This is a genomic window from Brevibacillus sedimenti (assembly GCF_020923495.1).
GTDB classification, from domain to species: Bacteria; Bacillota; Bacilli; order Brevibacillales; family Brevibacillaceae; genus Brevibacillus; species Brevibacillus aydinogluensis.
The window spans coordinates 1933371-1958464 of the sequence record NZ_CP064048.1; the positions used below are offsets into that span (position 1 = coordinate 1933371).

Annotated in this window: 20 protein-coding genes, 2 pseudogenes and 1 riboswitch; of the genes and pseudogenes, 13 read left to right on the top strand and 9 right to left on the bottom strand. The window is 52.2% G+C overall.

Annotated features, from left to right (window positions below):
* Positions 1-21: 21 nt before the first annotated feature.
* Positions 22-1476, bottom strand: a complete 1455-nt coding sequence (locus IRT44_RS09545; RefSeq protein ID WP_171566595.1) for an amino acid permease — start codon at positions 1474-1476, stop codon at positions 22-24.
* A gap of 106 nt (positions 1477-1582) precedes the next feature.
* Positions 1583-1771: riboswitch (Lysine riboswitch) on the bottom strand.
* Between the two features lie 554 nt (positions 1772-2325).
* Between IRT44_RS09545 and IRT44_RS09550 the strand changes: the two genes are divergently transcribed.
* From IRT44_RS09550 to IRT44_RS09595, 10 genes and pseudogenes are all read left to right on the top strand, one after another.
* Positions 2326-3396, top strand: coding sequence for an extracellular solute-binding protein (locus tag IRT44_RS09550; RefSeq protein ID WP_171566596.1), 1071 nt, complete (start codon positions 2326-2328; stop codon positions 3394-3396).
* A gap of 12 nt (positions 3397-3408) precedes the next feature.
* The gene (locus tag IRT44_RS09555) at positions 3409-4539 is read left to right on the top strand and encodes an ABC transporter ATP-binding protein (RefSeq protein WP_230077824.1); all 1131 of its coding nucleotides are present in this window, start codon (positions 3409-3411) and stop codon (positions 4537-4539) included.
* Positions 4536-6242 carry an ABC transporter permease gene (locus IRT44_RS09560; RefSeq protein ID WP_171566598.1) on the top strand — a complete coding sequence of 569 codons (1707 nt, stop codon included), beginning with the start codon at positions 4536-4538 and terminating at the stop codon, positions 6240-6242. Before IRT44_RS09555 ends, IRT44_RS09560 begins: the two co-directional genes overlap by 4 nt.
* A 12-nt stretch (positions 6243-6254) precedes the next feature.
* Positions 6255-7025 (top strand): HAD-IIA family hydrolase, encoded by a 771-nt coding sequence (locus tag IRT44_RS09565; protein WP_171566599.1) that lies wholly within the window; start codon positions 6255-6257, stop codon positions 7023-7025.
* A gap of 48 nt (positions 7026-7073) precedes the next feature.
* On the top strand, positions 7074-7631 hold the full coding sequence (locus IRT44_RS09570; protein WP_171566600.1) for a glycerol-3-phosphate responsive antiterminator: 558 nt from the start codon (positions 7074-7076) through the stop codon (positions 7629-7631).
* A gap of 219 nt (positions 7632-7850) precedes the next feature.
* Positions 7851-9527, top strand: coding sequence for a glycerol-3-phosphate dehydrogenase/oxidase (locus IRT44_RS09575; protein ID WP_230077874.1), 1677 nt, complete (start codon positions 7851-7853; stop codon positions 9525-9527).
* A 112-nt stretch (positions 9528-9639) separates the two neighbouring features.
* Positions 9640-9934 (top strand): annotated as a pseudogene (locus IRT44_RS09580) (IS3 family transposase); the annotation flags it as partial.
* Positions 9935-10593: 659 nt separating this feature from the next.
* A complete protein-coding gene (locus IRT44_RS09585) occupies positions 10594-12684 on the top strand; it encodes an esterase/lipase family protein (protein ID WP_212133205.1) in 2091 nt (696 codons plus the stop codon).
* Between the two features lie 109 nt (positions 12685-12793).
* Positions 12794-13075: a hypothetical protein gene (locus IRT44_RS09590; RefSeq protein WP_029097907.1), complete on the top strand. Its 282-nt coding sequence runs from the start codon at positions 12794-12796 to the stop codon at positions 13073-13075.
* A 255-nt stretch (positions 13076-13330) separates the two neighbouring features.
* Positions 13331-13603, top strand: a pseudogene (locus tag IRT44_RS09595) (transposase); the annotation flags it as partial.
* 29 nt (positions 13604-13632) lie between these two features.
* Here IRT44_RS09595 and istB read toward each other — a convergent pair.
* Complete coding sequence (gene istB / locus IRT44_RS09600; protein ID WP_008409491.1) at positions 13633-14400, bottom strand: IS21-like element helper ATPase IstB; 768 nt, start codon at positions 14398-14400, stop codon at positions 13633-13635.
* The gene (gene istA, locus IRT44_RS09605) at positions 14397-15620 is read right to left on the bottom strand and encodes an IS21 family transposase (protein WP_008409807.1); all 1224 of its coding nucleotides are present in this window, start codon (positions 15618-15620) and stop codon (positions 14397-14399) included. The genes istB and istA overlap by 4 nt, the downstream gene beginning before the upstream one ends.
* A gap of 314 nt (positions 15621-15934) precedes the next feature.
* Here istA and IRT44_RS09610 point away from each other — a divergent pair, with 314 nt between their 5' ends.
* Positions 15935-16375 (top strand): hypothetical protein, encoded by a 441-nt coding sequence (locus tag IRT44_RS09610; RefSeq protein ID WP_230077825.1) that lies wholly within the window; start codon positions 15935-15937, stop codon positions 16373-16375.
* Positions 16376-16445: 70 nt separating this feature from the next.
* A complete protein-coding gene (locus tag IRT44_RS09615) occupies positions 16446-16568 on the top strand; it encodes a CGNR zinc finger domain-containing protein (protein WP_212133530.1) in 123 nt (40 codons plus the stop codon).
* 24 nt (positions 16569-16592) lie between these two features.
* On the opposite strand, the gene gucD is transcribed toward IRT44_RS09615, so the two are convergent.
* From gucD to IRT44_RS09630, 3 genes are read right to left on the bottom strand one after another with little or no spacing between them, the layout of a single operon-like run.
* Positions 16593-18059 carry an alpha-ketoglutaric semialdehyde dehydrogenase GucD gene (gucD, locus tag IRT44_RS09620; protein WP_171566602.1) on the bottom strand — a complete coding sequence of 489 codons (1467 nt, stop codon included), beginning with the start codon at positions 18057-18059 and terminating at the stop codon, positions 16593-16595.
* 44 nt (positions 18060-18103) lie between these two features.
* The gene (locus IRT44_RS09625) at positions 18104-19273 is read right to left on the bottom strand and encodes a UxaA family hydrolase (RefSeq protein WP_230077826.1); all 1170 of its coding nucleotides are present in this window, start codon (positions 19271-19273) and stop codon (positions 18104-18106) included.
* Positions 19263-19568, bottom strand: coding sequence for a UxaA family hydrolase (locus IRT44_RS09630; protein WP_171566604.1), 306 nt, complete (start codon positions 19566-19568; stop codon positions 19263-19265). Before IRT44_RS09630 ends, IRT44_RS09625 begins: the two co-directional genes overlap by 11 nt.
* Positions 19569-19983: 415 nt before the next feature.
* Between IRT44_RS09630 and IRT44_RS09635 the strand changes: the two genes are divergently transcribed.
* A complete protein-coding gene (locus IRT44_RS09635) occupies positions 19984-20883 on the top strand; it encodes a fumarylacetoacetate hydrolase family protein (protein WP_171566605.1) in 900 nt (299 codons plus the stop codon).
* Between the two features lie 261 nt (positions 20884-21144).
* Here IRT44_RS09635 and IRT44_RS09640 read toward each other — a convergent pair whose 3' ends face one another.
* The 3 genes from IRT44_RS09640 to IRT44_RS09650 all read right to left on the bottom strand — a co-directional run bounded on the left by IRT44_RS09640 (position 21145) and on the right by IRT44_RS09650 (position 24763).
* A complete protein-coding gene (locus IRT44_RS09640) occupies positions 21145-22368 on the bottom strand; it encodes a hypothetical protein (RefSeq protein WP_171566606.1) in 1224 nt (407 codons plus the stop codon).
* A gap of 68 nt (positions 22369-22436) precedes the next feature.
* Entirely contained in the window at positions 22437-23183 is a 747-nt protein-coding gene (locus IRT44_RS09645; protein ID WP_230077827.1) for a C39 family peptidase, read from the bottom strand.
* A gap of 494 nt (positions 23184-23677) precedes the next feature.
* Positions 23678-24763, bottom strand: a complete 1086-nt coding sequence (locus IRT44_RS09650) for a copper amine oxidase N-terminal domain-containing protein (protein ID WP_230077828.1) — start codon at positions 24761-24763, stop codon at positions 23678-23680.
* Between the last annotated feature and the right edge of the window lie 331 nt (positions 24764-25094).

The window sequence follows — 25094 nt, forward strand, 5'->3', positions numbered from 1 at the left end:
CCCCGGCCTTTGCTATACCGATTAGTTGGATATCGTTGATTCGTCCGTGGAGAGATCCACTTCCCGCAGCGGCACCACTTTCGTCTTTTTCACGGCTTTGTAGCCGAGCCAGACGATTAAAAACAGCGGCAGGCCGATGTACGAGACGAGAATGCCGTTCCAATCGATCGTCTCCCCGGTGAAGGCGGTGTAGTTTTGGCCGAGGATGACGAAACAGCAGACGACGAATGCGAAAATCGGGCCAAACGGGAACCACTTCGCCCGGTACGGCAGTTCGTTCAAATCGCGGCCTTGGGCTGCAAACGCTTTGCGGAAGCGGTAGTGGCTGATTGCGATGCCCAGCCAGGCAATAAACCCGGACATCCCCGAGGCGTTGAGCAGCCAGATGTAGACAGTCCCGTCGCCAAACAGGGAGGCGAGAAACGCAAACATCCCGATGCTGGCAGTCAGCAGCAGCGCATTAACCGGAACGCCCCGCTTGTTTACCTTGCTGAACAGCTTGGGCGCCTTGCCTTCCTTGGCCAGCGTCCACAGCATACGGGTGGAGGCGTACATGCCGGAGTTGCCCGCCGACAGGACGGAGGTCAGGATGACGGCGTTCATGACGGATGCGGCAAAGGCGAGTCCGGCTTTTTGGAACACCAGCGTAAACGGGCTGATCGCGATGTTCTCGATGTCGCCGTTGACCAGGTTGGGGTTGTCGTACGGGATCAACAGCCCAATCACGAAGATCGCCAGGATGTAGAACAGCAGGATGCGCCAAAACACCTGCTTGATCGCTTTCGGCACGTTTTTGGCAGGGTTTTCGCTTTCACCCGCAGCGATCCCGACCAGCTCCGTCCCCTGGAAGGAGAAGCCGGCGATCATGAAGACGCCGAGCATCGCCATGAAGCCGCCGTTGAACGGTGCATCGCCGACGGTAAAGTTGCGGAAGCCGACTGCTTCACCGCCCATGATGCCCAAGATCATCAGCAGGCCGATGACGATGAAGATGATTACGGTCGCTACCTTGATGAGGGAAAACCAGTATTCCGATTCGCCGTATCCTTTTACAGACAAATAATTCAGACCAAACATAAGCGCGAGGAACAGGGCGCTCCACAAGATGGACGGCGTGTCGGGGAACCAGTATTTCATGATCAAGGCCCCGGCTGACAGCTCGACGGCGATGGTGATGGCCCAGTTGTACCAGTAGTTCCACCCCAGCGCAAAGCCGAGGGACGGATCGACGAACTTCGTCGCGTAGGTGGAAAATGAACCGGAGACGGGGAGAAACGCCGCCATCTCGCCCAAACTGGTCATCAGGAAGTAGACCATCAGGCTGATGGCCGCGTAGGCGACGAGTGCGCCGCCCGGACCGGCGGAGTGGATGGAGCCGCCGCTCGCCAAAAACAGCCCCGTGCCGATGGAGCCGCCAATGGCGATCATGGTCAGATGTCGGGCCTTGAGGCCCCGCTGCAGTTGATTGGATTCCATGAGTGCTTGCACGACCTTTCTACAAAGATAGTCAGAAGGAAGGTCGGACATAAAAAATACCGCCCCAACGAACAGGGCGGTACTGTTACATCCCCACCAAGCCTTCGTTGAAGATAGCACATCACGTTTGCCCGGCTCGCAAACGTGACAGTTCTGCCCCTTTCGAGTACAGCCCCAGCCCGTGTGCCCAGAGAATGCACAGCGGACTTCGGCGGCTTTTCCCTCCTCTGGAGTCATCGATCTTCTCTGGATCTCGTGCCAGAATCATATAAAAGCCGCGACCTCTATCCCCATCGCATGTGATGAGGATAATCTGTGAAGTTTTGTTACGGTTCAAGTATATAGAAAATCGCGGCAAAATCAAGCACTAAAAACTGTAAGAGGTCGTTTTGCATACAAAGCGATTAGCTGAAATGATTTTTTATTGAAGAACATGCACAAGACCAGCCATGAGATATTCATTTTTTACAAGCTTTCTGATGAAATAAAACGGCTGCCCCAACATCACAACAAAAGCAAGGTAAGCGGGGGAAGGACTCCTTCACTCAAAACTATTTTCCGCATACCTATTTATTTACGTTTGGGACCCAGTAATTTCCTTCATTCTAGACTGACTTGTCCGAAAAATTCGATCATTTTCGTTGACAGTTAGAAAAGAAACTGGTTATACTGGAAGAAACACTGATCGGATAGCATATTTTCCCATACGGTTAGGCGGAGAAACGGAGAAACCCTTACCCGTAAACACACTCCCAAAGGGGGATGTGTTTATCTACGTGAGGGTTTTTCTTTTTCCTCGGAAACTGTTTGACTATTCGATCAACAATCACAGAAAGAGGGGTCTGACACATGTTGAAAAAATGGTTGAACGTAGCAGCCACAGCCGTTTTGCTCTCCACTGTCGCCTTGGCAGGGTGCTCCTCCGGCCAGGAGGCTTCGTCCGGCAGCACACCGGCGGGAGACGGATCGGGAGGAACAAAAGAACTGGGCCCGATCGCGCTGTATTCCCCTGAGACGCCGGATATGACCAAAGAAATTGGTCTCAATTTTGAAAAGGCTTTCAAAGGGTCTTCCATCAACGTGCAGTACGCGGGGACCAACGTGCTGGTCAACCGCATGATTGCGGAAAAAGACAACCCGCAGGCGGACGTCTGGTACGGCGGCGGAGGATTCCTGCCGTTTGAAGCGGCCAAGGACAAGGACATCATCACATCGTACACGCCGGAAGCAATCAAGGATTGGCCGGAAGTGCGGGACGGCATCAAGCTCCGCGACAAGGACTGGAAGTGGATCGGCGCGGAAGTGTTCGTACTCGGCTTTGCCTACAACAGCGACCTGGTGAAGCCGGAAGAGGCGCCGAAAACCTGGGACGACCTGCTTGACCCCAAATGGAAGGGCAAAATCCAGATGCCCAACCCCGCCGCTTCCGGCACAGCCACCCTCACTGTGCTGAGTCAACTGATGGCCCGCGGCGAAGAGCAGGGCTGGGACTACTTCAAAAAATTGGTGGAACAGATGAGCGCCATGCCCGACTCCGGCTCCGCACCTTCCAAAGCAGTAGCCAAAGGGGAGGCGCACATTGCGATCGCCTTTGACTTCATGGTGTACGAAATGAAGGCCAAGGGGGAGAAAATCGATTTCATCGTGCCGGACAAGACGCCGGTCATCGTCAACCCGGTGTCGCTCGTAAAAGACGGCCCGAATCCTGATGGCGGCAAGGCGCTGATCGACTACCTGCTGTCCAAGGAAGGGCAGCAAACGCTGGCCAACTGGTACCATATCCCGATCTCCAAAGACGTGGAGTCGAAAACGCCGCTTACCCTGGAGAAAGTCATCCCGCACGCGCAGGAGCTGGACATCGACTGGGTCGTGAGCAACTACGACCGGGTGCGCAACGAGTGGCGGCAAAAATTCCAGTAAGGAGGCTCTTGCATGGGGTCGGTTCGAATCGAGCACTTGCACAAGCAATTCAACGGAATCACCGCTTTGGAAGACGTCAATCTGGAGATTCGCGAAGGCGAATTCTTCGCTCTGCTGGGGCCATCCGGCTGCGGCAAAACGACGACCATGCGCTGTGTGGCCGGTTTTGAAAGCCCCACCTCAGGAAAGATTTTCATCGGGGAGCGGGATGTAAGCCACGTGCCCGCCAACCAGCGGAACTGCGGCATGGTGTTTCAAAGCTACGCGCTTTTTCCCCATCTCAGCGTATTTGAAAACGTCGCCTACAGCCTGCAGGTGCGCCGCTTTTACCAGGGCGGCCTGGGCACGAAGCTGTCCGTGCTGGCCCACATGCTCAACCGCAAGCTGGGGAAAGTGGACAAGGAGATCGAACAAAAGGTGCGTGACGCCCTTGACTTCGTCGAGCTTGGCCACCTCGCCGACCGACTGCCCGGACAGCTTTCGGGCGGCCAGCAGCAGCGCGTGGCGCTGGCCCGGGCGCTGATCATGGAGCCGGCCGTCCTGCTGATGGATGAGCCGCTGTCCAACCTGGACAAAAAGCTGCGCAACAGCATGCGCGTCACGATTCGGCGCATCCAGCAGAAAGTGGGGATCACGACGATTTTCGTGACGCACGACCAGGAAGAAGCGATGAGCATGGCCGACCGCGTGGCGGTGATGCAGGGTGGCAAACTGGTGCAGGTGGACACGCCCACGTCCCTGTACAGCCAGCCAGCCTCCACGTTTGTCGCCGATTTCGTCGGCTCGTCCAACATCTTTAAAGCGACGGTGAAGGAGTCCGGCGAGGCGGGCACGGTGCTGCAGCTCGTCGGCGACGGAATCATCCGCTCCGCGTTTTCGACCAACCGCAGCGAAGTGGACGTGATTATCCGGCCGGAAAGCATCCGTCTGTTCGCGGACGGGACGCAGGCGGATGCGGGAGACAATCTGCTGGAAGGCACGATCTTGATGTCCACCTATCTGGGAGCGACCATCCGCTACGACGTGCAGGTGGGGCAGCTGCAGATGGAAGTGGACAAAACCTTTGAAGCGGGCAGCCCGGTGCTGCCGGCGGGGACGAACGTGAAGCTGGCAATCGATCCGAATGTCGTGGTGATCTTATGAAACAGCGGTACTCTTTTGCCCTCAGCGGCTTTACCGTGCTGAAATGGTTGATGTATCTTTTTTTCCTCGTGTTTTTGCTGGTCCCGCTGTTTTCCATCCTGCTCGTCAGCCTGACCGGAGAGCCGGTCAACCTGTTTGGCAGCCTGACCAGTCAAAAAATATTGATGTCCACGCTGAAGAAGCTCTCCAACCTGTCGCTGGACGCGTACTCGTCGCTGGTGGAAGGCACCGGGTACTTTGCCGCGCTGATGAACAGCCTGAAGCTGAGCACGGGGGTGGCGCTGCTGGTGACGGTGTTGGTGCTGCCGATCGCCTACGCCTTCGCCCGCACCACCATGCCGTGGAAACCGTTCTTCGCCGCGCTCTGCACCATCCCGCTGGTGGTGCCGACGTTCATCTCCTCCTACGCGTTTACGCTGATGTTCGGCAAGACCGGGTGGGTCAACCACATCTACCGGTCGCTGGGCGGCGAAGGCGTGCTGTTTGACGTGCAGTCGATGCTGGGAATCGTGCTGGTACAGGTCTTTTTCTTCTTTCCCTACGCGCTGTGGCCGATGGTGGCGGCGTTCAAGATCAGCGACCTGACGCTGGAGGAGGCGTCGCAAAACCTGGGGGCGAAAGGCTGGTACACCTTTTTGCGGGTGACCCTGCCGCTGGCCGTGCCGGGGATCGTCTCCAGCATGCTGTTGATTTTTACCGTCAGCTTTTCCGATTTCGGGACGCCGATCATTCTGGCGCCCAAAGACCTGAACCTGATCGTGGTCGAAGCGTACCGCGAGATCGCCGGCTTCTACAACTGGGCGGGCTCGGCCGTCCTGACCGTCATCATGCTGCTGGTGGCCGCCTTCTTTTTCTGGTTGCAGCGGTTAGTGATCAAAGGGAAGGAGTACGGCACCATCTCGGGCAAGCCGACGCGGCAGAAGCTGAATGACCACAAAGGGGTCGTCTCCGTGCTCACCGTCTACACTTTCCTGGTGATGCTGGTGCCGCTTTTGGCAGTCGGTTCCGTCTTTCTCTCGTCGCTGGCGACCACCTGGGGGCATCACGCCCTGCCCGACGGCTACACGCTGAAGCATTATCTGACCATTTTCAGCACGTCGCATAAAAATATTGTGAACAGCCTGGTGCTGGCGGCTGGCGCGCTGGTGCTGAGCGTCGTGATTGCCACGTTTGTTTCCTACTTCGTGGTGCGGCGCGGCTCCGGCGGACTTGACTTCGTCTCGTCGATCCCGCTGATCGTGCCGGGTATTTCCCTGGGAATTGCGCTGATCCAGACGTTTAATACGGCGCCGCTGAAATTGACCGGCACCGCCCTCTTGCTGATCGTCGCCTACACGATCCGGCGGATGCCGTACATGATCCGCTCGACGATGAGCTCAATGATGGCGATCCGCAAAGACATCGAAGAAGCGGCCGTCAACCTGGGCGCCTCCAACCTGCTGGCAGCCGTTACGGTCATCGGCCCGCTGATGCTGCCGGGCATCGCGGCAGGTGCGATCCTGGTGTTCGTGACGGTAATCAAGGAGACCAGCATCTCGCTGCTGCTGGCGCCGACGGATTGGGCGCCGATGAGCCTGGCTGTGTTTCAAAACCTGCTGCGGGGCGAGTACTACACCGCTTCAGCCATGGCGATCCTGATCATCGCCATTGTCATCGCACTGCAGTCTCTGGCAAAAAAACTGACCAAAGACCAACTGTACTAAGGAGAACGGACAATGAGAGGGTTTATCTTTGACCTCGACGGTACGGTCTATCTGGGTGATCGGTTGATTGAGGGGGCGGCGGAGGCGATTCGGACGCTGCGAGCGCGCGGCGACAAGGTGGTGTTCCTCTCCAACAAGCCGATCGCCACCCGCCAGTCCTACGCGGAGAAGCTGACAAACATGGGCATCCCCACAACAGTGGACGACGTGCTCAACTCTTCGCTGATCACGGCCCGGTATCTGCAGCGGGTATTGCAGCCGGGCGAGCGGGTGCTGGTCATCGGGGAGCAGCCGATCCGTGACGAGCTGGCGGCCCATGGCATCGTCATGAGCGACGACCCGTACGATGTGCAGTACGTCGTCCTGTCGTGGGATCGGCGGTTCAGCTACGAGACGCTGAACACGTTGTATCAGGCGGCGGTACGGGGAGCAAAGGTGATCGCCACCAACCCGGACCGGACGTGCCCGCTGGAAGACGGACAAATCCCGGACACCGGCGCGTTTATCGGCGCATTGGAAGGGGCGACGGGCAGGCCGATCGACCTCGTGGTGGGCAAACCTTCTCCGATCGCGGCGGAAGAGGCCGTCCGCCACCTGGGGTTGGACTACGCTTCCTGCTACATGGTGGGCGACCGTTTGGAAACAGACATTAAAATGGGCAACGATACCGGGATGAATTCCGTCCTCGTGCTGACCGGAATCTCCACGAGGGAGATGGCCGAGCGGAGCGAATACCGTCCGCGCTACATTTTAAATAGCATTAAAGAAATTGTGAATATTTAGAAACTGGTGGTATAATAGGTACAACCAACCTGACCTGGAGGGTAACGGATGTATCCTATTGTCGATCTAGTCGAACACCAGACCATCGCTGCGGTTCAAGCGGAAGCCGATGTGGATGACGCGATCAACAGCGACGTGAATATCGTCTTTCTGCTGACTGGCTCGATTTTCAACGTCAAGGAGCTGGTCGACCGGATCAAGCAGGCCGGCAAATGCGTCTTTTTGCACATGGAGTTCATCGAAGGCATCGCGCCCGATAAAAGCGGCGTGGCGTACGTGGCTCAATACATCGCTCCGACCGGCATCATCTCCACCCGCAGCAACCTGATTCGGGTCGCCAAGGAGATGGGGCTGATGGCAATCCAGCGCATCTTTCTGATCGACCGCAACGCCGTGATCAAAGGCATCAAGGTCGTGGAGCAGAGCATGCCGGACGCGGTCGAAGTGATGCCTGGGGTGATGCCGCGGGTGATCCGGGAGATGACTGACCTGACGCCGCTGCCCATCATTGCCGGCGGACTGGTGGGCACCAAGCAGGAAATTGACGACGCGCTTGCCGCCGGGGCGCTGGCTGTATCGGTCGGCACCAAGGAACTGTGGTACTAGCGGCGTGTTGTATCGCAAGTCTTCTTGATCATTTTTCATAAATAGGATACAGGGAAGAGAACAGGAGAACCCCCTTGAAAGGACAGCTTGTCTGATGACGGCAGGCTGCACTTTTCACGGGGGTTTTTTCATGAAACATTGGAGCGCGTGAGAAGAACCGGCGCGGGCGAAGCAGCAGGGAGGCTTTGTTCCCGCCGGAGAGGAGGCTTTTGTGTGAACATGACATTTTCAGCGAGCAGCCGACTGGCTGTACTTCAGGAAATGGCAGGAGAGACGCTTGACCTGCTCGTGATCGGCGGCGGGATTACCGGTGCGGGCATCGCCCTGGACGCCAGCGTCCGCGGCATGAAGGTGGGCGTGGTGGAAAAAGCGGACTTCGGTTCGGGGACGAGCAGCCGCTCCACCAAACTGATTCACGGCGGGCTCCGGTATCTGAAGCAGGGAGAAGTGAAGCTGGTGCGGGAAGTGGGGAGAGAACGAGCCATCCTGTACAAAAACGCCCCCCATCTGGTCATTCCCGCCCCGATGCTGCTGCCGATCTACCAAGGGGGAACCTATGGCTACCTGGCCACGTCGGTCGGCCTCTACCTGTACGACCTGCTGGCCGGCGTGGAGCGAGCGGAGCGGCGGAAAATGCTCAGCCGCGACGAGACGATCCGGCAGGAGCCGCTGCTCAGGCGGGACCGGCTCAAAGGAGGCGGCCTCTACGTGGAATACCGCACGGACGACGCCCGGCTGACGCTCGACATCATGAAGACGGCGGTGGCACATGGAGCGCGGGCGGTCAATTACGCGGCAGCGCGCCAGTTTCTCTACCACAACGGCCGGTTGACGGGGGTGCGCGTCGCGGATGGCGTGTCGGGCCAGACGTTTGATCTGTACGCCGCCTGCATCGTCAACGCCGCCGGACCCTGGGTGGACGAACTGCGACAATTGGACGGCTCGCTTGCCGGCAAGCGCCTCTACCTGACGAAAGGCGTCCATCTGGTGGTCGCCTACGATCGTCTGCCGGTGTCGCAAGCGGCGTATTTTGACACCCCGGACGGACGCATGGTGTTTGTCATCCCGCGCGGCGCGGTCACCTACATCGGTACGACCGACACGCCCTACCGCAACGACATCGACCAGCCCCGCACCACCGTGGAAGATCGCGACTACCTGCTGCGTGCGGTCAACGCGATGTTCCCCGATGTCAGGCTGAAGCCGCAGGACGTGCTCTCCCACTGGGCCGGACTGCGCCCGCTGATTTACGAGGAGGGCAAAGGACCGTCGGAACTGTCGCGGAAAGACGAGGTGTTTCATTCCCCTTCCGGACTGATCACCATTGCAGGAGGCAAGCTGACCGGCTTCCGCAAGATGGCGGAGAAGGTGGTCGATCTGGTGGCGCAGCGGCTGCAGGAGCGGAAAGGCCGATCCTTTCCCGGCTGCACGACCGACCGGATCGTGATTAGCGGCGGAGAGCGGCGAGGATGGGAGCGGTATGAAGACTGGAAGCAGGAGATGCTGCGGATGGGGATGGAAAAAGGCGTCGATCGCCATACGGCGCAGGAGTGGCTCGACACATACGGCACCAACACGCTGCGGATTTACGACCGGCTGCCGGAACCGCCGCTCACCCCCGAACAGCTGCTGCGGGCGCAGATTCAGTACGCCGTGGAGGAGGAGATGACAGTGCACGCCGTGGACTTCCTGCGGCTGCGCACCGGCTGGACGTATTTTCAACTGCACAAGGCGGAAGAAAAGGCGGAGCAGGTCGTCAGGCTGATGGCCGATGCACTGCAGTGGGACGACGAGGAGACTGCACGCCAGCGGGAGATGATCGCGCGCTTGATCGCGTCAATCCGCCAGCTTCCGGAAAGCGACGAGGCGCTGGAGGAAGGAGCGCGTCGTGCGTGACCGGGGGTCACGTTGCAATTGATTTTTGACAAGACGAGATGAAAGTGTAAAGCCGTTGACAAAGCAGGTCAACGGCTATTTGACTTCAGTTATCTACCCGAAAGTGAAGACGCTTATTCACTCAGATCAAGGCTGGCATTACCAAATGAGCAAGTACCAACATGCATTGAAAGAGAAGAACGTTATGCAGAGTATGTCGCGGAAAGGAAACTGTCATGACAATGCTGTGAACTTCTTTGGTATCCTGAAATCAGAATTATTATAATATGCAAGAGTTTGAATGCATTAAGCATTTTAAACAAGAGTTGGCAAAATACATCGACTACTATAATAACAAACGCATCAAGGCAAAATTAAAAGGCTTGAATCCAGTGCAATACCGAACTCAAACCTTACTTGCGGCTTAACTAAAATTACTGTCTAACTTTTTGGGGTCACTTCAGTGCTGGTGGTTTATTTTTTTGCTTGCTTTGCTTTTGGGGTTACCGAAAGATTTATTAAAGGATATCACGCCGAGCAATACTTGGCTATTGGAAAAGCTACTTAAATGAAATTAGGGCGTCTAGTAGAAAGGGAGAAATATGTATATGTACAAAGCATGAATAATAGACATCTATTTGATGAGGCATCGATAATTCAATCGTTTATAGCTACGGCGTACTTGCTAAAGGCTAGCCGCAGATGAAGGTCATGGCATTCAAGCTTTTCGAAAAAATATGTACTCGACAAATGAAGATAGAGGAACGATGGCCAAGATTTGGCGGGAGTGACCGTCTCAGACGGCTCAATGAGTGGTCCCGCCCCTACAGCAAATTCCTGACGACAGGAAGTGGTGCATCAGGGACTCATAGAATTGCAGGCGACGTACCAGTTTGGGCTGTGCACTTTTTTGGGACTGTAGAGATTCGTAAACAAGCCATATAAAAAACGAAAACTACGTTAGAAAAATTTCAAGCACGATTAAAGATCAATCCTAAAATATGACATATAAAGTGTTGATATGTCAAAATTATAAGAATATAATACCAACGTAAAGGTAAAAAATTGAAAAATAGGAGGTTTAATAATGTTAATGAAGAAAATACATATTCTAACGTTATCAGCATCACTTGTTACATTATTTTTCTTCCAAGGGGTGATGACACCTGAAGCTTATGCAAAATCTAAGCAAAAAACTATTGACAGTATAGAGTTTAAACAGGATAGCGATAATGATGGATTAACAGACTTTAATGAATTGTTTATTACCAGCACAATAAACAATGATACTAATGGTAATGGGATATTAGATGGTGATGAAGATTATGACGGTGACGGACTTACAAATCTTGAAGAGCAGGAATTGGGAACAAAATTAGATGCTAAAGATAGTGATGGCGATGGTTTAGATGATAAAGTTGAAATAGATAAATACCAAACAAAACCATCAGTTGCAGATACTGATGGAGACGGTCTTAAAGATGGTATTGAAATTTCGTATTTAGGATCGGATCCATTAAATTCTGATGAAAACAACAACAAAAAGTTGGATGGGGATGAGAAACATAAATACACATTTCCAAAAAATGAATTTGGCATAAAAGGCGAAATGATCGGAATTTCAAACGTTCCTCAGAAAGTAATTGTCCGTCAGACACCGGTTCTGTTAGCCCAAAAAATAAGGAGTGCGCTAACTTTCAATATTGTAAGCTTGGATCCAAACATAGAATTTAATCTGTCGATACCGGTTAATGAGAAAGAAAAAAATGAAGACTATGTTTTATATAAATACAATGAAAAGAAAGTTCAGTTAGAACCTATTAAGGAACAAAAGTATTCCAAAAGGACAAATTCAATAGAGGTTGAGTTTGTAGGAGGAGGGACTTTTGTTTTACTATCCAGCAAAGATTTTACAGAATATGTACCAACAAAAGAAGCTAAAAGAGGAAAATTCAAGAGGAAAAAAGGGAAAGTAAAACTTATCAATTTACCACTAGAAATCGACGCTGAGAGCATTGGTGATGATGGGACATTTAAAATTTCAAAGACTGTAAAATATGATGATGATATCAGTCTGGATGGCGAAGCGGATGATGTTGATAACACCCATTTATTGGAGTCTACTTATAAAATAGAAGATGTGTATGAACAGGGGGATGAGACAATAGCTACTGCTACTGCTGTCACCACCCAGTCTGGAAAGACACCCGTTATCTTAGTTCATGGCTTATTGGGAGGGGCTGACACTTGGGGATTTGAAGATAGATGGTATCATATTGGATACGATGAACCTTGGGCCTCTGAACCCATTCGTTCTTATGAAACGATAACTGGAGAAAGCTATAGCACTCATGAAGAAACTACATATTCAAATATTGATGTTCATTCAATAACTGGAATTGTTGATGATGAAGAGCTTGGTCCAATGTTAATTATTGATTACGGGTATACCCCTAATGAAGATATTTTTACATTTATATATAACGCTGATGGTACTTCAGGTTGTGTTAGAACAGCAGCTAACCATCTAAATTCAGTTATTCGTGAGTTGAAAAATAGTGTATTCAGTAGTTCAACGCAGGATGTAAATCTGGTTGGGCATAGCATGGGAGGCTTGGTTTCTCGGTATTTAGTTGAGAATATCAGAAGCGCAGATGTTGAAAGGGTGGTTACCTTGGGGACTCCGCATTTTGGAAGCGATCAGGCACCTTTTGGAGATTTAGATAGAGATGATAGTGAATTGTGGAATGGTTCCAGGAAGCTTGAAAATGATTTCAGCAAACCACTTATTGGTTTTGCTGGATGGAACCCGAGCTATAATACACTGGTTGGGGATTTTGGCGATATAAGAAACATATATCAGACTGGACTAGGGGTTGGACCGACAAAAACTTATTCGAGTTGGAATGAATATGTAAATGAAAAGTATTATGATAAAACGGGAGATTATCCTTTGTACGGAGATATTGAAGATGGTCCAGTAAATATTGATTCAGCTCTTGGCTCGGATTATGACCCAGAGGAAGACTTCGGTGATTCTCCAGTAGAAATGAATACTAGATTCCTGATTTGGGATGATGAGTTTGGAGGACATAGTACAATGCGTAAACACCCAAGAACACCATACTATGTAGAAAAAGCGTTAACAGGAGCATATGACGATCGCTCTAAAAATTAAATAAGCATGGGAAATAAAAAAGAGGGAGGAAAATAGCTTGGCAGTTCATTTCCTCCCTTTACTTTAGTAAAAATGTGGATTTGTTGAAAACAATAACAAGGAGTAATATATGGACAAAATCATGTCAAAAATAATTGCAATATATGCAATCATATGGTTAACAGTTCTAGCTATTATTATAGCAACCCAAGAAGAAATAACATTATACTACGCTTCAATAGGTACATTTGTTATCGGGTTGATCGTTTTGATTGGCTTGTTCGCTTTAAAAAAAATACTCCATATTCGCTCTGCCGATAATAAAAAACAAGAAGTTTTATGGGGCATTATTTTTGCCTTATTATTTGTTGCGTTAATTCTTTTTGTAGTCGTTATGACAGCACTGTTTTAGGCGAATGGATCCGATTAAAGGCTCGAAATCACTAAAATTTTGCTTGGCGATTCTAGTTTATTATCCCCTCGCTATTAAATCGCAATATATACCCCATGCAGAGTGCTGGATGTTATTTGTTATGTCGACTCTTTTCCTGACCACTATTTAGTGGAAAGTAACGTGATTTACACAGGAGCGACCTGCTAAGGCTGATCTTGCCGAACTTGTGTCAGATTATTTAGTGGAAATGATCGACTGGGAAGGTCAGATTGACTTCGGACAACGAATGGCATGGAGCGACTCAACGAAGAAATTCGCCGACGAGAACGTGTCATTCGCATATTGCCTAACCGTGAATCGGTTATCCGCCTAATCGGAGCTTTACTTATGGAGATAGACAAAAAATGGGCAGGCGGCAAAAAGTATCTCGATATGGGAGAGTACTTAGAATGGCGAGAAATGCAGGCCACAACTGCGTTGTCTAAAGTGATTCGTGTTGGCTGGTGTCAACGCCGACTTTATTTTGACCCACCATCGCCGGTTTAGAATTGACCCACCCGGCGATTTTTTGTTGGTTAGGTGGTAGAGGGGGAGCCGTAGGCTCCAGTCCTCATCTTCTCACGAAGTCGGTAACTATTCCCCCTAATATTGACGATGTGGGAATGGTGTAAGAGCCGATCCAGGATAGCCGTAGCAAGTATCGGATCGCCCATCAGTTCCCCCCATTCACCGAAACTCTTGTTGCTGGTCAACAGAATACTCCCTCTCTCGTATCTTGCACTTACTACCTGGAAAAAGAGGTTAGCTGCCAAACTGTCAAACGGTAAGTAACCAATTTCGTCAATAATCAGGAGCTTTGGTCGAATATAGATGCGTAGGCGTTTATCCAGCCTGTTTTCCGTGTAAGCTTTTCGCAGATCTTCGATGAGTTGCGAGAGACTGACAAAGTAAACGGATATCCCTTGCGAGATGGCTTCTACAGCCAACGCCACCGCCAGATGACTTTTTCCTACTCCGGGAGGCCCTAAGAACAAGACATTCTCGTGTCGGGTTACAAAAGTCATCGTGGCCAGCTCTCGAATCAACCGTTCGTCAATGCTGGGTTGGAAAGCAAAATCGAACTCCTCCAGCGTTTTTCGGTAAGGCAAGTGTGCGAGTTTGGTGCGTACCTCCATATTCCGTTTTTGACGTTCCGCTATCTCTGCATCTAGAAGCATGTTGAGAAAGGACAGATAGGTGGGCTGTCCATGACTTGCCGCTTCCAAATGGGCATCCAAGAGGAGAGCCGCTTGCTGAAGCCCAAGTTCCTCAAGACGTAGCCGTGCCTGTTCCAGTTCAATCATGCTCCCACCCCCGTCAGCTGCTCATAGACATCCAGCGAACGCACTTCCACTTGCTGCGATGAAATCTGTCGGGCTTGCGGACGTGGATAGGCATATCCTTGAGCAGTCGTAAGACCTGCATACTGGTTTTCACAAAAAACAGTTGCACGGGATCGATAGACCTTTTGGTGTCGAGCAATACATGTGCCGTCGGCCCAGATTTCCACCCACCCATTCACTTCTCGCACGGTACCCTCACGTCCACTGTACCTCCATGGAACCCCATATCGTACACCATCGTAGCTAACAAATCCGTCTCGGCTGACCTGTCTCGGTTCATGCAAGTATTTTTCCCATCGTTCAGCTGAAGGGATAGGCGACAGATTTTCCTCACGGAGTCGGTCGATGGGACGTTCGCCGGTTGTTCCATGAATACGGCGGTTAATCCGCTCGCACCAGTGTAGGGCTTGTTGATTGAGATCCTGTAAATCAACGAAGCGTTTGCCAGGAAGAAAGTTGTTTTTTACGTATTGAACGCCTCGTTCCACTTTTCCCTTTGTTTCGGGGCGTCGAACTTTGCATACTTTTGGAACAAGCCCAATCGCTGCAGCAAAGTCGGCAAAAAGCGGATGCCAGCGAGGTTTTCGATCATCTCCCATGCCCAGTACGACGGTTTTCATCTGGTCGGTCAGCATTACCTTTGGGATGCCCCCAAAATATTCAAAAGCATGAATCAAGCAACGAAGAAAGCTGTGAATGTCACAACGCTTAGTGAACTCTATATAGGTGGAACGAGAGTACCCCAATACCATGACAAATACCGGCACTTTTCGGACTGTACCGTCCAAATCTACGTAATCACACAGTCCCCAGTCGACCTGTGCATATTCACCAGGTTTCGTCTCGTAACGAAGAACAGCGGGAACTTGTTTGGGAGGACGGAAGTCCTTCACATAGTCTTTCAAGATGGTACGTCCCCCGGTATACCCCTTTTCTCGTAGAAGATCGAATAAAACCTCGCAGTTATAGATACCTTCTTGAAGACGTTCCTGCAGGAACGGTTTATACGGATCAAGCTTGGAACCACGAGATTTACGGGTTCCCTTTTCGGGGGAGAATTCACCCCGGAGATATCGGCGAACTGTATTTCGAGAATGCCCCGTTAGACGGGCAATTTCACGAATACTCTTGCCTTCTGCCCTCATGGTATGTAACGATATCACTATCCCACTCCTTAGCATGTGTCTCCCTCCGAAGATTAACTTGGCCGTTAATTACGAAGGGGATATATTCGCTATGGGTGGGTCATTTTCTTTCCGGCGAACCTGGGTCAATTATATCCCGGCGGTGACAGCTGGTTTATTTCTCTAACCGTGGGGAATTTACACACAAAGATGAACTTGATCCTCTGGCAAAGTGGTACAATGATGGTTACACAGTCTACGGGTATGAAATGGATAAAGCTACAAATTGATTTATGCAGAGAATTCACCGTCGTTTCTTGGCGACGGTGAATTTTTTGAAAGATAATAAATAATTAAGATGTAAAGGGACGGTGAGGTTCAATCATGAAAAATCCGTGGAGATTGCTTTTTTTGGCTTGGCTGGCGCGGTGGTTCTCGGTGTGACAGCAGTCGTGCTGCTTGTGAATCGGATCGGATACGACAATTTGCAACTGCTGCTTACGCTGAAGCAAGCCGATCGCGATTACCTCATGCCCATGCACATCTTAAACACAACAGATCAACCTCTCGTTCCGGTCACAGTCACCCCGGAAGGGCATGGCATATATCTGACGGACAAACGACGCAGCTCTGATGTTCTAACACTTCTGCAAGAGCGAATGAACAAGGAAGGCTGGACCTACGACACACAAATGGGCAGCGGTTATCTGTTTACAAAGGAGCAGCAGAACGTAATCGTGGAAACAACCATATGGAACCGTAATTACGTGAAAATTACCATTCCAGGCAACGTCGTAACGCTTGCAGAGTAAATCTACAGGCGCTGGACGTGCTGCAACCCACCGTTCTCAACGTGCTGCATTGCCTGTACGCTGAGCTGACCTGCCGGATTTTTGGCGACACAGCCGCAACCGGGCCCGCCGCTGGTGTGACGACGAGATGGGCAACAACCACAAGAAAGTCGGCCGGTTTCGCGAGCGGCAGAAAAATAAAAGGGGAAGCTGAAAGAGGCTTCCCCTTGGCTTGTTTTTATCCTTTCACAAACACCGTCTTGATCGCGGTGAAAAACTCGATGGCCGCCTGACCCTGCTCGCGGGAGTGGGAGCTGGACTGCTTCATGCCGCCAAACGGGGCCTGCAGCTCCACACCCGCGCTCTCGGCGTTGATGCGCACCAGGCCGGCGTCCATGTCGCGGATAAATTCCAGCATGTTGCCGATGTCCCGGGTGAAGATGGAGGCGCTGAGTCCAAAGCGGGAATCATTGGCCAGCTGCAGGGCTTCCTGCAGGGTGTCCACTTTCATCAGCGCCAGCACCGGGCCGAAAATCTCCTCCCGGGCGATGGTCATGTCCGGCGTTACGTTTTCAAACACAGTCGGCTCCACGTAAAATCCGTGTTCCAGGCCGGGCGCGGTCACGCGTTTTCCGCCGCACAGCAGTACGGCTCCTTCTTCGAGCCCTTTCTGGATGTAGCCGAGCACTGTCTGCATCTGCCGTTCGCTGGCGCACGGTCCCATCCAGGTGTCGGGGGCGAGGCCGTCGCCCACTTTCAGAGCGGCCACCCGTTCCAGCAGCTTTTGCTTGAACGCGTCGTAAACGGCGCTCTGGACGATGACGCGGCTGGTGGCCGTGCACTTCTGGCCGGTGGAGCGAAGACCGCCGCTTACCGTCGCCTCCACGGCCAGATCGAGGTCGGCGTCGGCCGCGACGATGACCGGATTTTTGCCGCCCATCTCCAGTTGGTACTTGGCTCCCCGGGCGAGCGCTCCCAGGCCCACCTGCCTGCCCACCTGATCGGAGCCGGTGAACGTAACGGCGGCGATGCCGGGATGATCGACGATTCCCTGGCCGATGACCGAACCCGCGCCGGTCACCATGTTGACGACCCCCGGGGGCAGCCCCGCTTCGTCCACGCATTCCATCAGCTTGGCGGCGGTGACAGCGGTCTCCTGTGCCGGCTTGAAGACGACCGTGTTGCCGTAGACGATGGCCGGGGCAATTTTCCAGATGGGGATGGCGACGGGGAAGTTCCAGGGCGTAATCACGCCCACGACGCCCAGCGGCACACGGCTGGTAAACATCAGCCCTTCGCTGTCGGTGGAGGGGATGACGTCGCCGATTTTGCGCATGCCTTCCCCCGCGTAATAGCGCAGGATGGCCACGCCGCGGGCCGTTTCACCTTTCGCTTCCGGCAGTGTTTTGCCCATCTCCCGCGTCATGGTTGCCGCGATGTCGTCGAGGTGCCGCTCCAGCACGTTGGCCAGGCGGTACAAGTATTCGCCGCGGGCGGGACCGGAGAGCTTCCGCCAGGCGATTTGTGCCGATTGGGCCGCTTTCACCGCCTGATCCAGATCCTCGGCTGTCGATTTTTGCACGTATCCGATCACCTCGTGTCGGTTGGCCGGATTGATGCTCGCCTCCACCTGGTTGGACGCGGACGGCCGCCACTCGCCGCCGATGTAGTTTTGGTAGGTTTGCGCTTGTGTATGAACGCTCACGATGATTCCTCCTCTCAACGTATGGTTTTACAGGGAAACAACTGCTAGAACGTGGGGCCGATCCGCCAGATGCCGAAGTCGTGCTGCTTCAGGATTTCCGCTTTGGTCAGCTTGCCGGAGCAGACGTGGACCAATTCGTCAAAAATCCGCTGCCCCACGGATTGAAGCGTTTCTTTTCCTTCGATGATCGTGCCTGCATTCAGGTCGATGTTGTCCCCCATTTTCTCGAAAATGGGCGTGTTGGTGGCGATTTTGATCACCGGAGCGATCGGTGAACCGGTAGGCGTGCCGCGGCCGGTCGTAAACAGCACCACCTGTGCTCCTCCAGCCACCATGCCGGTCAGCTGCTCGATGTCGTGTCCGGGGGTATCCATCCAGACCAGGCCTTTTTTGGTCGGCCGCTGGGCGTAATCAATCAGCTCCTGCAGCGGCCGGGTGCCGGCCTTGTTGGCCGCGCCCAGGGACTTTTCCTCCAGCGAACTGAGGCCGCCCTTGATATTGCCGGGACTGGGGTTGCCGGTGCGGATGTCCACGCCCATCTGGATGGAGCGCTGTTCCATGGCGTGGATGACTTCGTAGACGCGCTTGGCCACCTTGTCGTCCACGGCGCGGTTGGCCAGCAGATGTTCCGCGCCGATCAGCTCCGTCGTCTCCGCCAGGATGGAGGTGCCGCCAAGGTCGACAATCATGTCGCTGACCACGCCGACGGCCGGGTTGGCGGACAGACCGGAGCAGGCGTCCGAACCGCCGCATTCCGTTCCGACGATCAGTTCGCTGAAATCGCACGGCTCCCGCCGCAAGACGGATGCGTCCTGCACCATCTTGGCAGCTATTTTTGCGCCCTGCGCGATCGCCGTCAGCGTGCCGCCGTGATCCTGGATGGAGACCAGTTCCACCGGCTTGCCCGTCTTGGCGATTTCCTCGGCTACGCTCCGCGCCTGATGCGTTTCACAGCCGAGTCCGAGGACGACGACGCCGTAGACATTAGGGTTGGCGCCCATTCCGACGTACGTGCGAAACGTCTGCTCGTAGTCGCTGCCCACCTGGGCACAGCCGTGCTGGTGGATAAACGAGACGGTCCCCTGCACCAGTTCGGTAATATGCCTGGCCGCCTGTGTGGCACATGTAATCGTGGGCAGAATCAGGACGTGGTTGCGCACGCCGATGCGGCCATCCGGACGGCGGTAACCCCAAAACGTTGTGTCATGCTTCATGAGCGATTTTGTCTCCTCTCCCGCGTTTTCCTTCCAAATTGTGCACATGGACGTGTTCGCCGGGGGCGATGTCACGGGTCGCGACTCCGATGACCTCCCCGTATTTCACGATGTCCTCTCCCTTTCCGATCGGGCGGACGGCAAACTTGTGCCCGAATTCAATCGCCTGGCGGAGCGTCACCGTATGCTGCACGTCCAGACAGGAAACGGTGACGCGGCTGTCTGCCGGTATGGGTTCGAGGGCCGTGGCCACGTTGTCATGCGGCTGCATCATGATGGCGCGATAGGCGGACATGGACAAGCCTCCTTTCCGTATGTAACACGGGGGATGGAAATACCGGGATGTCGGGTGCAAGAAAGGGACGTGTAGGCATGTTCGGCAGAACGTCTGAGTAGTTTTATAATATAAAACGACATACGACAATATCGTATAATGGTTGGCAATTTTTATGATAGAGCAAATGGAAGCGCAATTGCAACTGTTTTCTGAATAAAAAATATTTTCAAATTTGGTGATTGTTTGGTGCGAAAATCGTTGCTATGATGAGAGTAATCATGATATAAAACCTGGTTTTACATACAAGAACCAAAGGAGGAAGGCTGCTCTGTGATTGGAGCAGATGAGTCCCGCCTGATGATGGAATCACCCTTGTACATCGACAGCGGGTTCGTGTTTGCATACATGCCAGAAGACAGACGGGGGGAGTAAGATGAAGCTGTTGACCTTTTATGCGGAGCGCGGCCTGACGCTTGGCGTCAAGACGGACCGCGGTGTGCTGGACGTAGCGGCATCGGTGGAGCGGCACGGCGGAACGGCTGCTGTTCCGCAGACCATCCGTCAGTTTCTCGAGGGAGGGGAGGAGGCGTTTCAGGCGCTTGCGGCCCACGTCCGCCGCATGGAGTCAGCGGGGGAGGCGCAGCTGTTCCTGGACGAAGAGTCGCTGCGCTTCGGGCCGTGCGTGCCGGAGCCGGGCAAGATCATCTGTGTGGGACTGAACTACCGGAAGCACGCGGAAGAGTCCAACATGGCCGTGCCCGAATATCCGGTGCTGTTCAACAAGTACAGCAACGCGCTGGCCGCGCACAACGACGAGATCACGCTGCCCGCGGAAGCGCAGCAGGTGGATTACGAGGCGGAGCTGGCCATCGTGATCGGCAGGCGGGCCAAGCGGGTAAAGCGAGAGGAGGCCCTCTCGTACGTGGCCGGGTACTGCAACGCAAACGACCTGTCCGCCCGCGACCTGCAGATGCGCACCAGCCAGTGGCTGCTGGGCAAAAGCTGTGACGGCTTCAGTCCGCTCGGTCCCTACCTGGTCACCTCCGATGAAGTGGGCAATCCCAACAATCTGGAGATCACCTCCTTTGTCAACGGGGACGTGCGGCAGCACTCCAATACTTCGGACATGATTTTTGCCTGCGACGAAATCGTTCACTACATCTCCCGGTACATGACCCTGGAGCCGGGGGATGTCATCCTGACCGGTACGCCGGAGGGCGTGATCCTCGGCTATCCCAAGGAGCGGCAGGTGTGGCTGAAGGACGGGGACGTGGTGACGATCGAGATCGAAAAGCTGGGCCGTCTCACCAACCGGATGAGGCGGGAGGCATAATCCGGAGGGAAATCTGTGCAGCCGCGACAGAAAAACCGGACCAGTCAATGGTCCGGGTTCCGTTTGTAGACAAAGTCCGTGATGTCATGTGTGATGGTGCCCGTGCGCTCTCTTGACGACCAGTAAAGAAGTGGATAGCGCCCGCTCCAAAACGCGACGCGGGCAGGGGGCAAACCGAGCCTCTGGACTGGATTTTATGGGAAGATCGGTTTCTAGCGAGACCTTACTAAAAAATGAGCAGTTGTCATCAGTCTATTCTAGCTATTTTATCACGACGAACTTCATGCGACTATTTTGACCATTTCTTTCAATTATTCCATAAGACAGATACTCTCCAGACCTAAATAGTTTCGTCGTGATTATTTTTTCTTCCAATAAACCTTGGTGCTTGCCTGTTTTCAGATTGGCAATAAAAACTCGGTTCATTCCATAGCGATAAATCAGAAAATCGTTCTTAATAAAGGGGGTATCGTTCGTCAAGGTTTTTGATTTTCCAGAAAATCTGTATTTTACTTTTCCGTCCTGCAATGAAGCTACGGATACTTTTCCCTCTTCAGTCCATACAAACCAGTTCCCATGAACGTTGAAATCAATGATGCGTTCACCAATTAACAAATCAACAGCTTTGGAACGATCATAAGGAAACAAAGTGATGACATAACTCTTTTGTGACTTTCCGTCCTTATTTTGGTACTTTGACTGTTGGATGACTAGTCCTCGATCAGTGGGGGTTTGTACTGCAAAATAATATCCGTCCCGACCATCTTTTTCGCTTAGTTTTGTTTCTGCAATAACCTCTATAGCTTTCTGGCGATCTTGATGCAGGATCATCGCCTTACTTGTTACGATTTGGTTCTCTACCTCATACTCGATCCAAGTAACTTTTTTTCCGTAAACCCGCAGGATAGGAGGATCTGTACCGTCCTGACTTATGCCCTGCTTGATCATTTCAATTTTTTTATTCCCTAAGTCCATGGACATGATCCTCCACTTTAGTTCTAGGGAGGGATTTCTGTCATATTCTACCCAATATAAAACGTTATCAATTCCCACTAAAGAATTAATGATAAAAAATGGAGGGGCACTATATATTTTTTCATATTTCTTACTACTCCGGTCAAACAGTCCGACAAACGACTGTTGGAGCTTACTGTCGTCCATATCGAAAGCAATCACTCGATCGTTTACAAACTGTGGTGCGGTTGGAGCCCAGCGAAAATCAGGACTTTCTACTACATACTCCTCAATCTGGAACGGATAAGAAAATTCCTCAACGGAGTTAATTTCTACATCGGGGGTCTCTTCAATATTGATTAATGTTCGACCATCCTCAACTGTTTTCATTTCTTTGTTCTCAATTATCTCATCATCAGTTTCATTCGAAGTTGTCATTTGATGGTTATCATACTGGGTATACCAAATTCCAAAGGCTGCTAATACCATTACTCCAGCAATTGCAACAATTGTAATCGTCCGTCTCCCCATTTGATTTCCTCCATTCGCAAAGATAGGAGTCCTAGGAGGAATATTTTTCCCCCTAGGACTCTAACTACTCACCAAATCATAGCTTGTCTGAAGTGTGCTTGGTTGGCTTCCCAAATACCGTCTGCAGGATGCCATACATTACCAAGGGTTACACCGCGATTACCTTGGTCAAAAGGATCTGTGATACGAATTTCCCAATCATCCCAGTCATACCCTGAGGTGTTTACGATGTGTCCTGCAACGGACCTGGTATATTTGGGCATATAATCCGGGTCAATCTTCAAATCGAGTATGCTAGGATATCCGTTGTCGATTCCCCATTCAATTTTATCATTAAATTTACTTTGTTCATCGGAATCATGAGTTGTGTAAACATAATAATTTTCATCCTGATGATCATTTAATACGTCATCCACAACAGAGAAGACTGTACCGTCTTTAGTTGTACCAAGTTCGTCGGCATAGTAACGTTGACTTTTCGATGTGCCATTGATGTAATCCAGTACCTGTTTAACGGTGGCAGGACCACACCAATAACTTGTCTCCTGTTCGAAACTTGGGACCGAGATGACTCGAAAAAGACCTAAAGCAGATACTTTCCCTTCCGATTCCGCTGCTTCTCTCTTGTTAGTAATGTGTTCTCTTACCTTCCTCAATTTTTCTTTTTCAGCTTTTACCTGTTTTTCAGTCTTAACATCTTCGATCATTCTAGGATCATCACCAGTTCCTTCTCCCATTACAGTTTGTGGGAGCAAAAGCGCTGTGAATATAGTAGATGCTAGAGCAACTCGAGGAATCAGTTTACGTTTTTTCATTAATTCCACCTCCATCTATTAATCAAATAATACATAAGAAAATTATGAAAATTCTTGATTTGTTGATATTTTCACCTCCATTAATACTCAATTAATAGGAATAAGGACTGGTACCAGCAAGTAATATGTTAGTTCGAAAGAATGAGATTGTCAACCAAAACATGGAAATTTATAAATCATCATCCATTTTTGGATACAGACTCTTGATCCCCGCCGTAGTAGATCAATACATCCAGCAGGATTGCCTCCGTCACCGAAGGTCCTGGATCTGCCTATGGATGCAATGGATAAGTGTTTGTATGCGTTACCGCATGCTTCGTTCGCATAGTCTTTCTCACAGCATAACACTGGAAATTGCAAACACCTAAAAGGAGGCATGGTGGACAACAAAAACACTACACATGAACAAAGCCCTTGGCATTGCCTACTGGCAACAACAAGGGCTGATGAGTTTGATATAGCGATATTTCACACTTCACCAAGTTTTGTCTGCGCTATTGGGTATTGGCAGCATCGTCCGTGCTGGAGGAGTCGCCATCCGCGGAATCATCGGAATCAGACGAGTCTTGATCCGCCGACTGGTCCGAATCAGAGCCGTCAGTGGAGTTGTCCGGGGCCGTAGTGTCTTTGTCCGAGGCATTGTCCGCACCCGACGTTCCTTCGCCCGTCTGGTCCGTTGCGTCCGGTGCAGTGGAGTCTGCCGGTTGCGCCTGGTCTGCATTGTCGTCGATGATGATGATCTGTCCGTCTTTTTGCCAGTCGACCTTGGCCTCCAACTGTTCGCTGATCAAGCGAATCGGCAGGTAGAGGCTGCCGTTTTTCACAACGGGCGCGGCGTCGGTCGTGAGCCTGTTGTTGTTCGTTACCGCCACGTTTTTGTTCACCGTAAGCGAGATTGTGCGGTCTCCGCGGGTTACGGTGACGATCCCTGTAGTCTCATCCCAGCGCACATCCGCGTTCAACGCCTCGCGGATGACCCGCTCCGTCACCAGCGCACGTCCGCCTACGATAAACGGCGCCTGATCCAGCGTGAGTTCCACGCCGTTGACGAACGCTTTGATACCCGTCACGTTCGCCTTGGTGTACAGCTGGCCCAACGTTTGAAACGGCTCAGTATTTCCGGCCTGATAGGTTCGCTTCAGCAGTTCCTTTTGCACCTCGATGGCCAGCGGCAGATCGGAGATGTCGACGAGTGCGTTGACCAGCTCCTTGTACGTGGCTGCCACCTGCTCTGTCACCTCAGGTGCGTCTTTCAACTGCTGGCGGAGTTTGCTCAGTTTTTCCGCATCCTGCACTGCTTCCTGGACAGTCAGAGTGGTGTTTGACTGATCGGGTGCAGTTGCGGAGGGAGTTGTTGTATCGTCTTCGGTCTGTGAGGGCTTGTCCGCCGACGATTGCTCATCTGTGTTTGCCGATGTGTCAGTGCCGGTTTCATCCGTCGTCGCTGCAGCATCTTCGCTCTGCACTTCGGCATAGACCGCTGGATTTTGGTTCGCCAGCTCTTCCGCTTGTGCCAGTGCTGCAGGTACGGCGCCCACCATCAAGGCAGCCGTGAGAGAGGTCGTTACGATCTTTTTCATCTGTAATCCTCCTCCTTCTCGCAAATGATGTCGATGTTTCGTGACAGTGCCATTCTACCAAATACTGCTAGTGGGAAAATGATCGAATAGACCAAAAAATTTATACAGCCTTGGTCCTTCGCATGCTGGCTCCAACCGGGGCAGGAACAGGCACATCTTCACCCGAATCATGTCGGTTCAGTCAAATGTTCATGATCGGTTGGTACGAGAAAACGTTGTGCGGAAGCCTCCTAAAACTGGAAGGACAGTGCAGTTCGTCGGGAGGGAGAGAAGGCGAAGGGAGAGGAGAAAAAAAGGAGCAGCCGCTTGTCCATATTCTGGCAAATCTAGG

Bases quoted from the DNA above. Each gene is read 5' to 3' on its own strand.
- IRT44_RS09555 (WP_230077824.1), top strand. From the start codon at position 3,409: ATGGGGTCGGTTCGAATCGAGCACTTGCACAAGCAATTCAACGGAATC.
- istB (WP_008409491.1), bottom strand. From the start codon at position 14,400: ATGATTGAACTGGAACAGGCACGGCTACGTCTTGAGGAACTTGGGCTT.
- istA (WP_008409807.1), bottom strand. From the start codon at position 15,620: ATGCTAAGGAGTGGGATAGTGATATCGTTACATACCATGAGGGCAGAA.
- IRT44_RS09575 (WP_230077874.1), top strand. From the start codon at position 7,851: ATGACATTTTCAGCGAGCAGCCGACTGGCTGTACTTCAGGAAATGGCA.
- IRT44_RS09630 (WP_171566604.1), bottom strand. From the start codon at position 19,568: ATGTCCGCCTATCGCGCCATCATGATGCAGCCGCATGACAACGTGGCC.
- IRT44_RS09645 (WP_230077827.1), bottom strand. From the start codon at position 23,183: ATGAAAAAACGTAAACTGATTCCTCGAGTTGCTCTAGCATCTACTATA.
- IRT44_RS09550 (WP_171566596.1), top strand. From the start codon at position 2,326: ATGTTGAAAAAATGGTTGAACGTAGCAGCCACAGCCGTTTTGCTCTCC.
- IRT44_RS09545 (WP_171566595.1), bottom strand. From the start codon at position 1,476: ATGGAATCCAATCAACTGCAGCGGGGCCTCAAGGCCCGACATCTGACC.
- IRT44_RS09565 (WP_171566599.1), top strand. From the start codon at position 6,255: ATGAGAGGGTTTATCTTTGACCTCGACGGTACGGTCTATCTGGGTGAT.
- IRT44_RS09625 (WP_230077826.1), bottom strand. From the start codon at position 19,273: ATGAAGCATGACACAACGTTTTGGGGTTACCGCCGTCCGGATGGCCGC.
- IRT44_RS09650 (WP_230077828.1), bottom strand. From the start codon at position 24,763: ATGAAAAAGATCGTAACGACCTCTCTCACGGCTGCCTTGATGGTGGGC.
- IRT44_RS09585 (WP_212133205.1), top strand. From the start codon at position 10,594: ATGTTAATGAAGAAAATACATATTCTAACGTTATCAGCATCACTTGTT.
- IRT44_RS09560 (WP_171566598.1), top strand. From the start codon at position 4,536: ATGAAACAGCGGTACTCTTTTGCCCTCAGCGGCTTTACCGTGCTGAAA.
- IRT44_RS09635 (WP_171566605.1), top strand. From the start codon at position 19,984: ATGAAGCTGTTGACCTTTTATGCGGAGCGCGGCCTGACGCTTGGCGTC.
- IRT44_RS09590 (WP_029097907.1), top strand. From the start codon at position 12,794: ATGGACAAAATCATGTCAAAAATAATTGCAATATATGCAATCATATGG.
- IRT44_RS09640 (WP_171566606.1), bottom strand. From the start codon at position 22,368: ATGGGGAGACGGACGATTACAATTGTTGCAATTGCTGGAGTAATGGTA.
- IRT44_RS09570 (WP_171566600.1), top strand. From the start codon at position 7,074: ATGTATCCTATTGTCGATCTAGTCGAACACCAGACCATCGCTGCGGTT.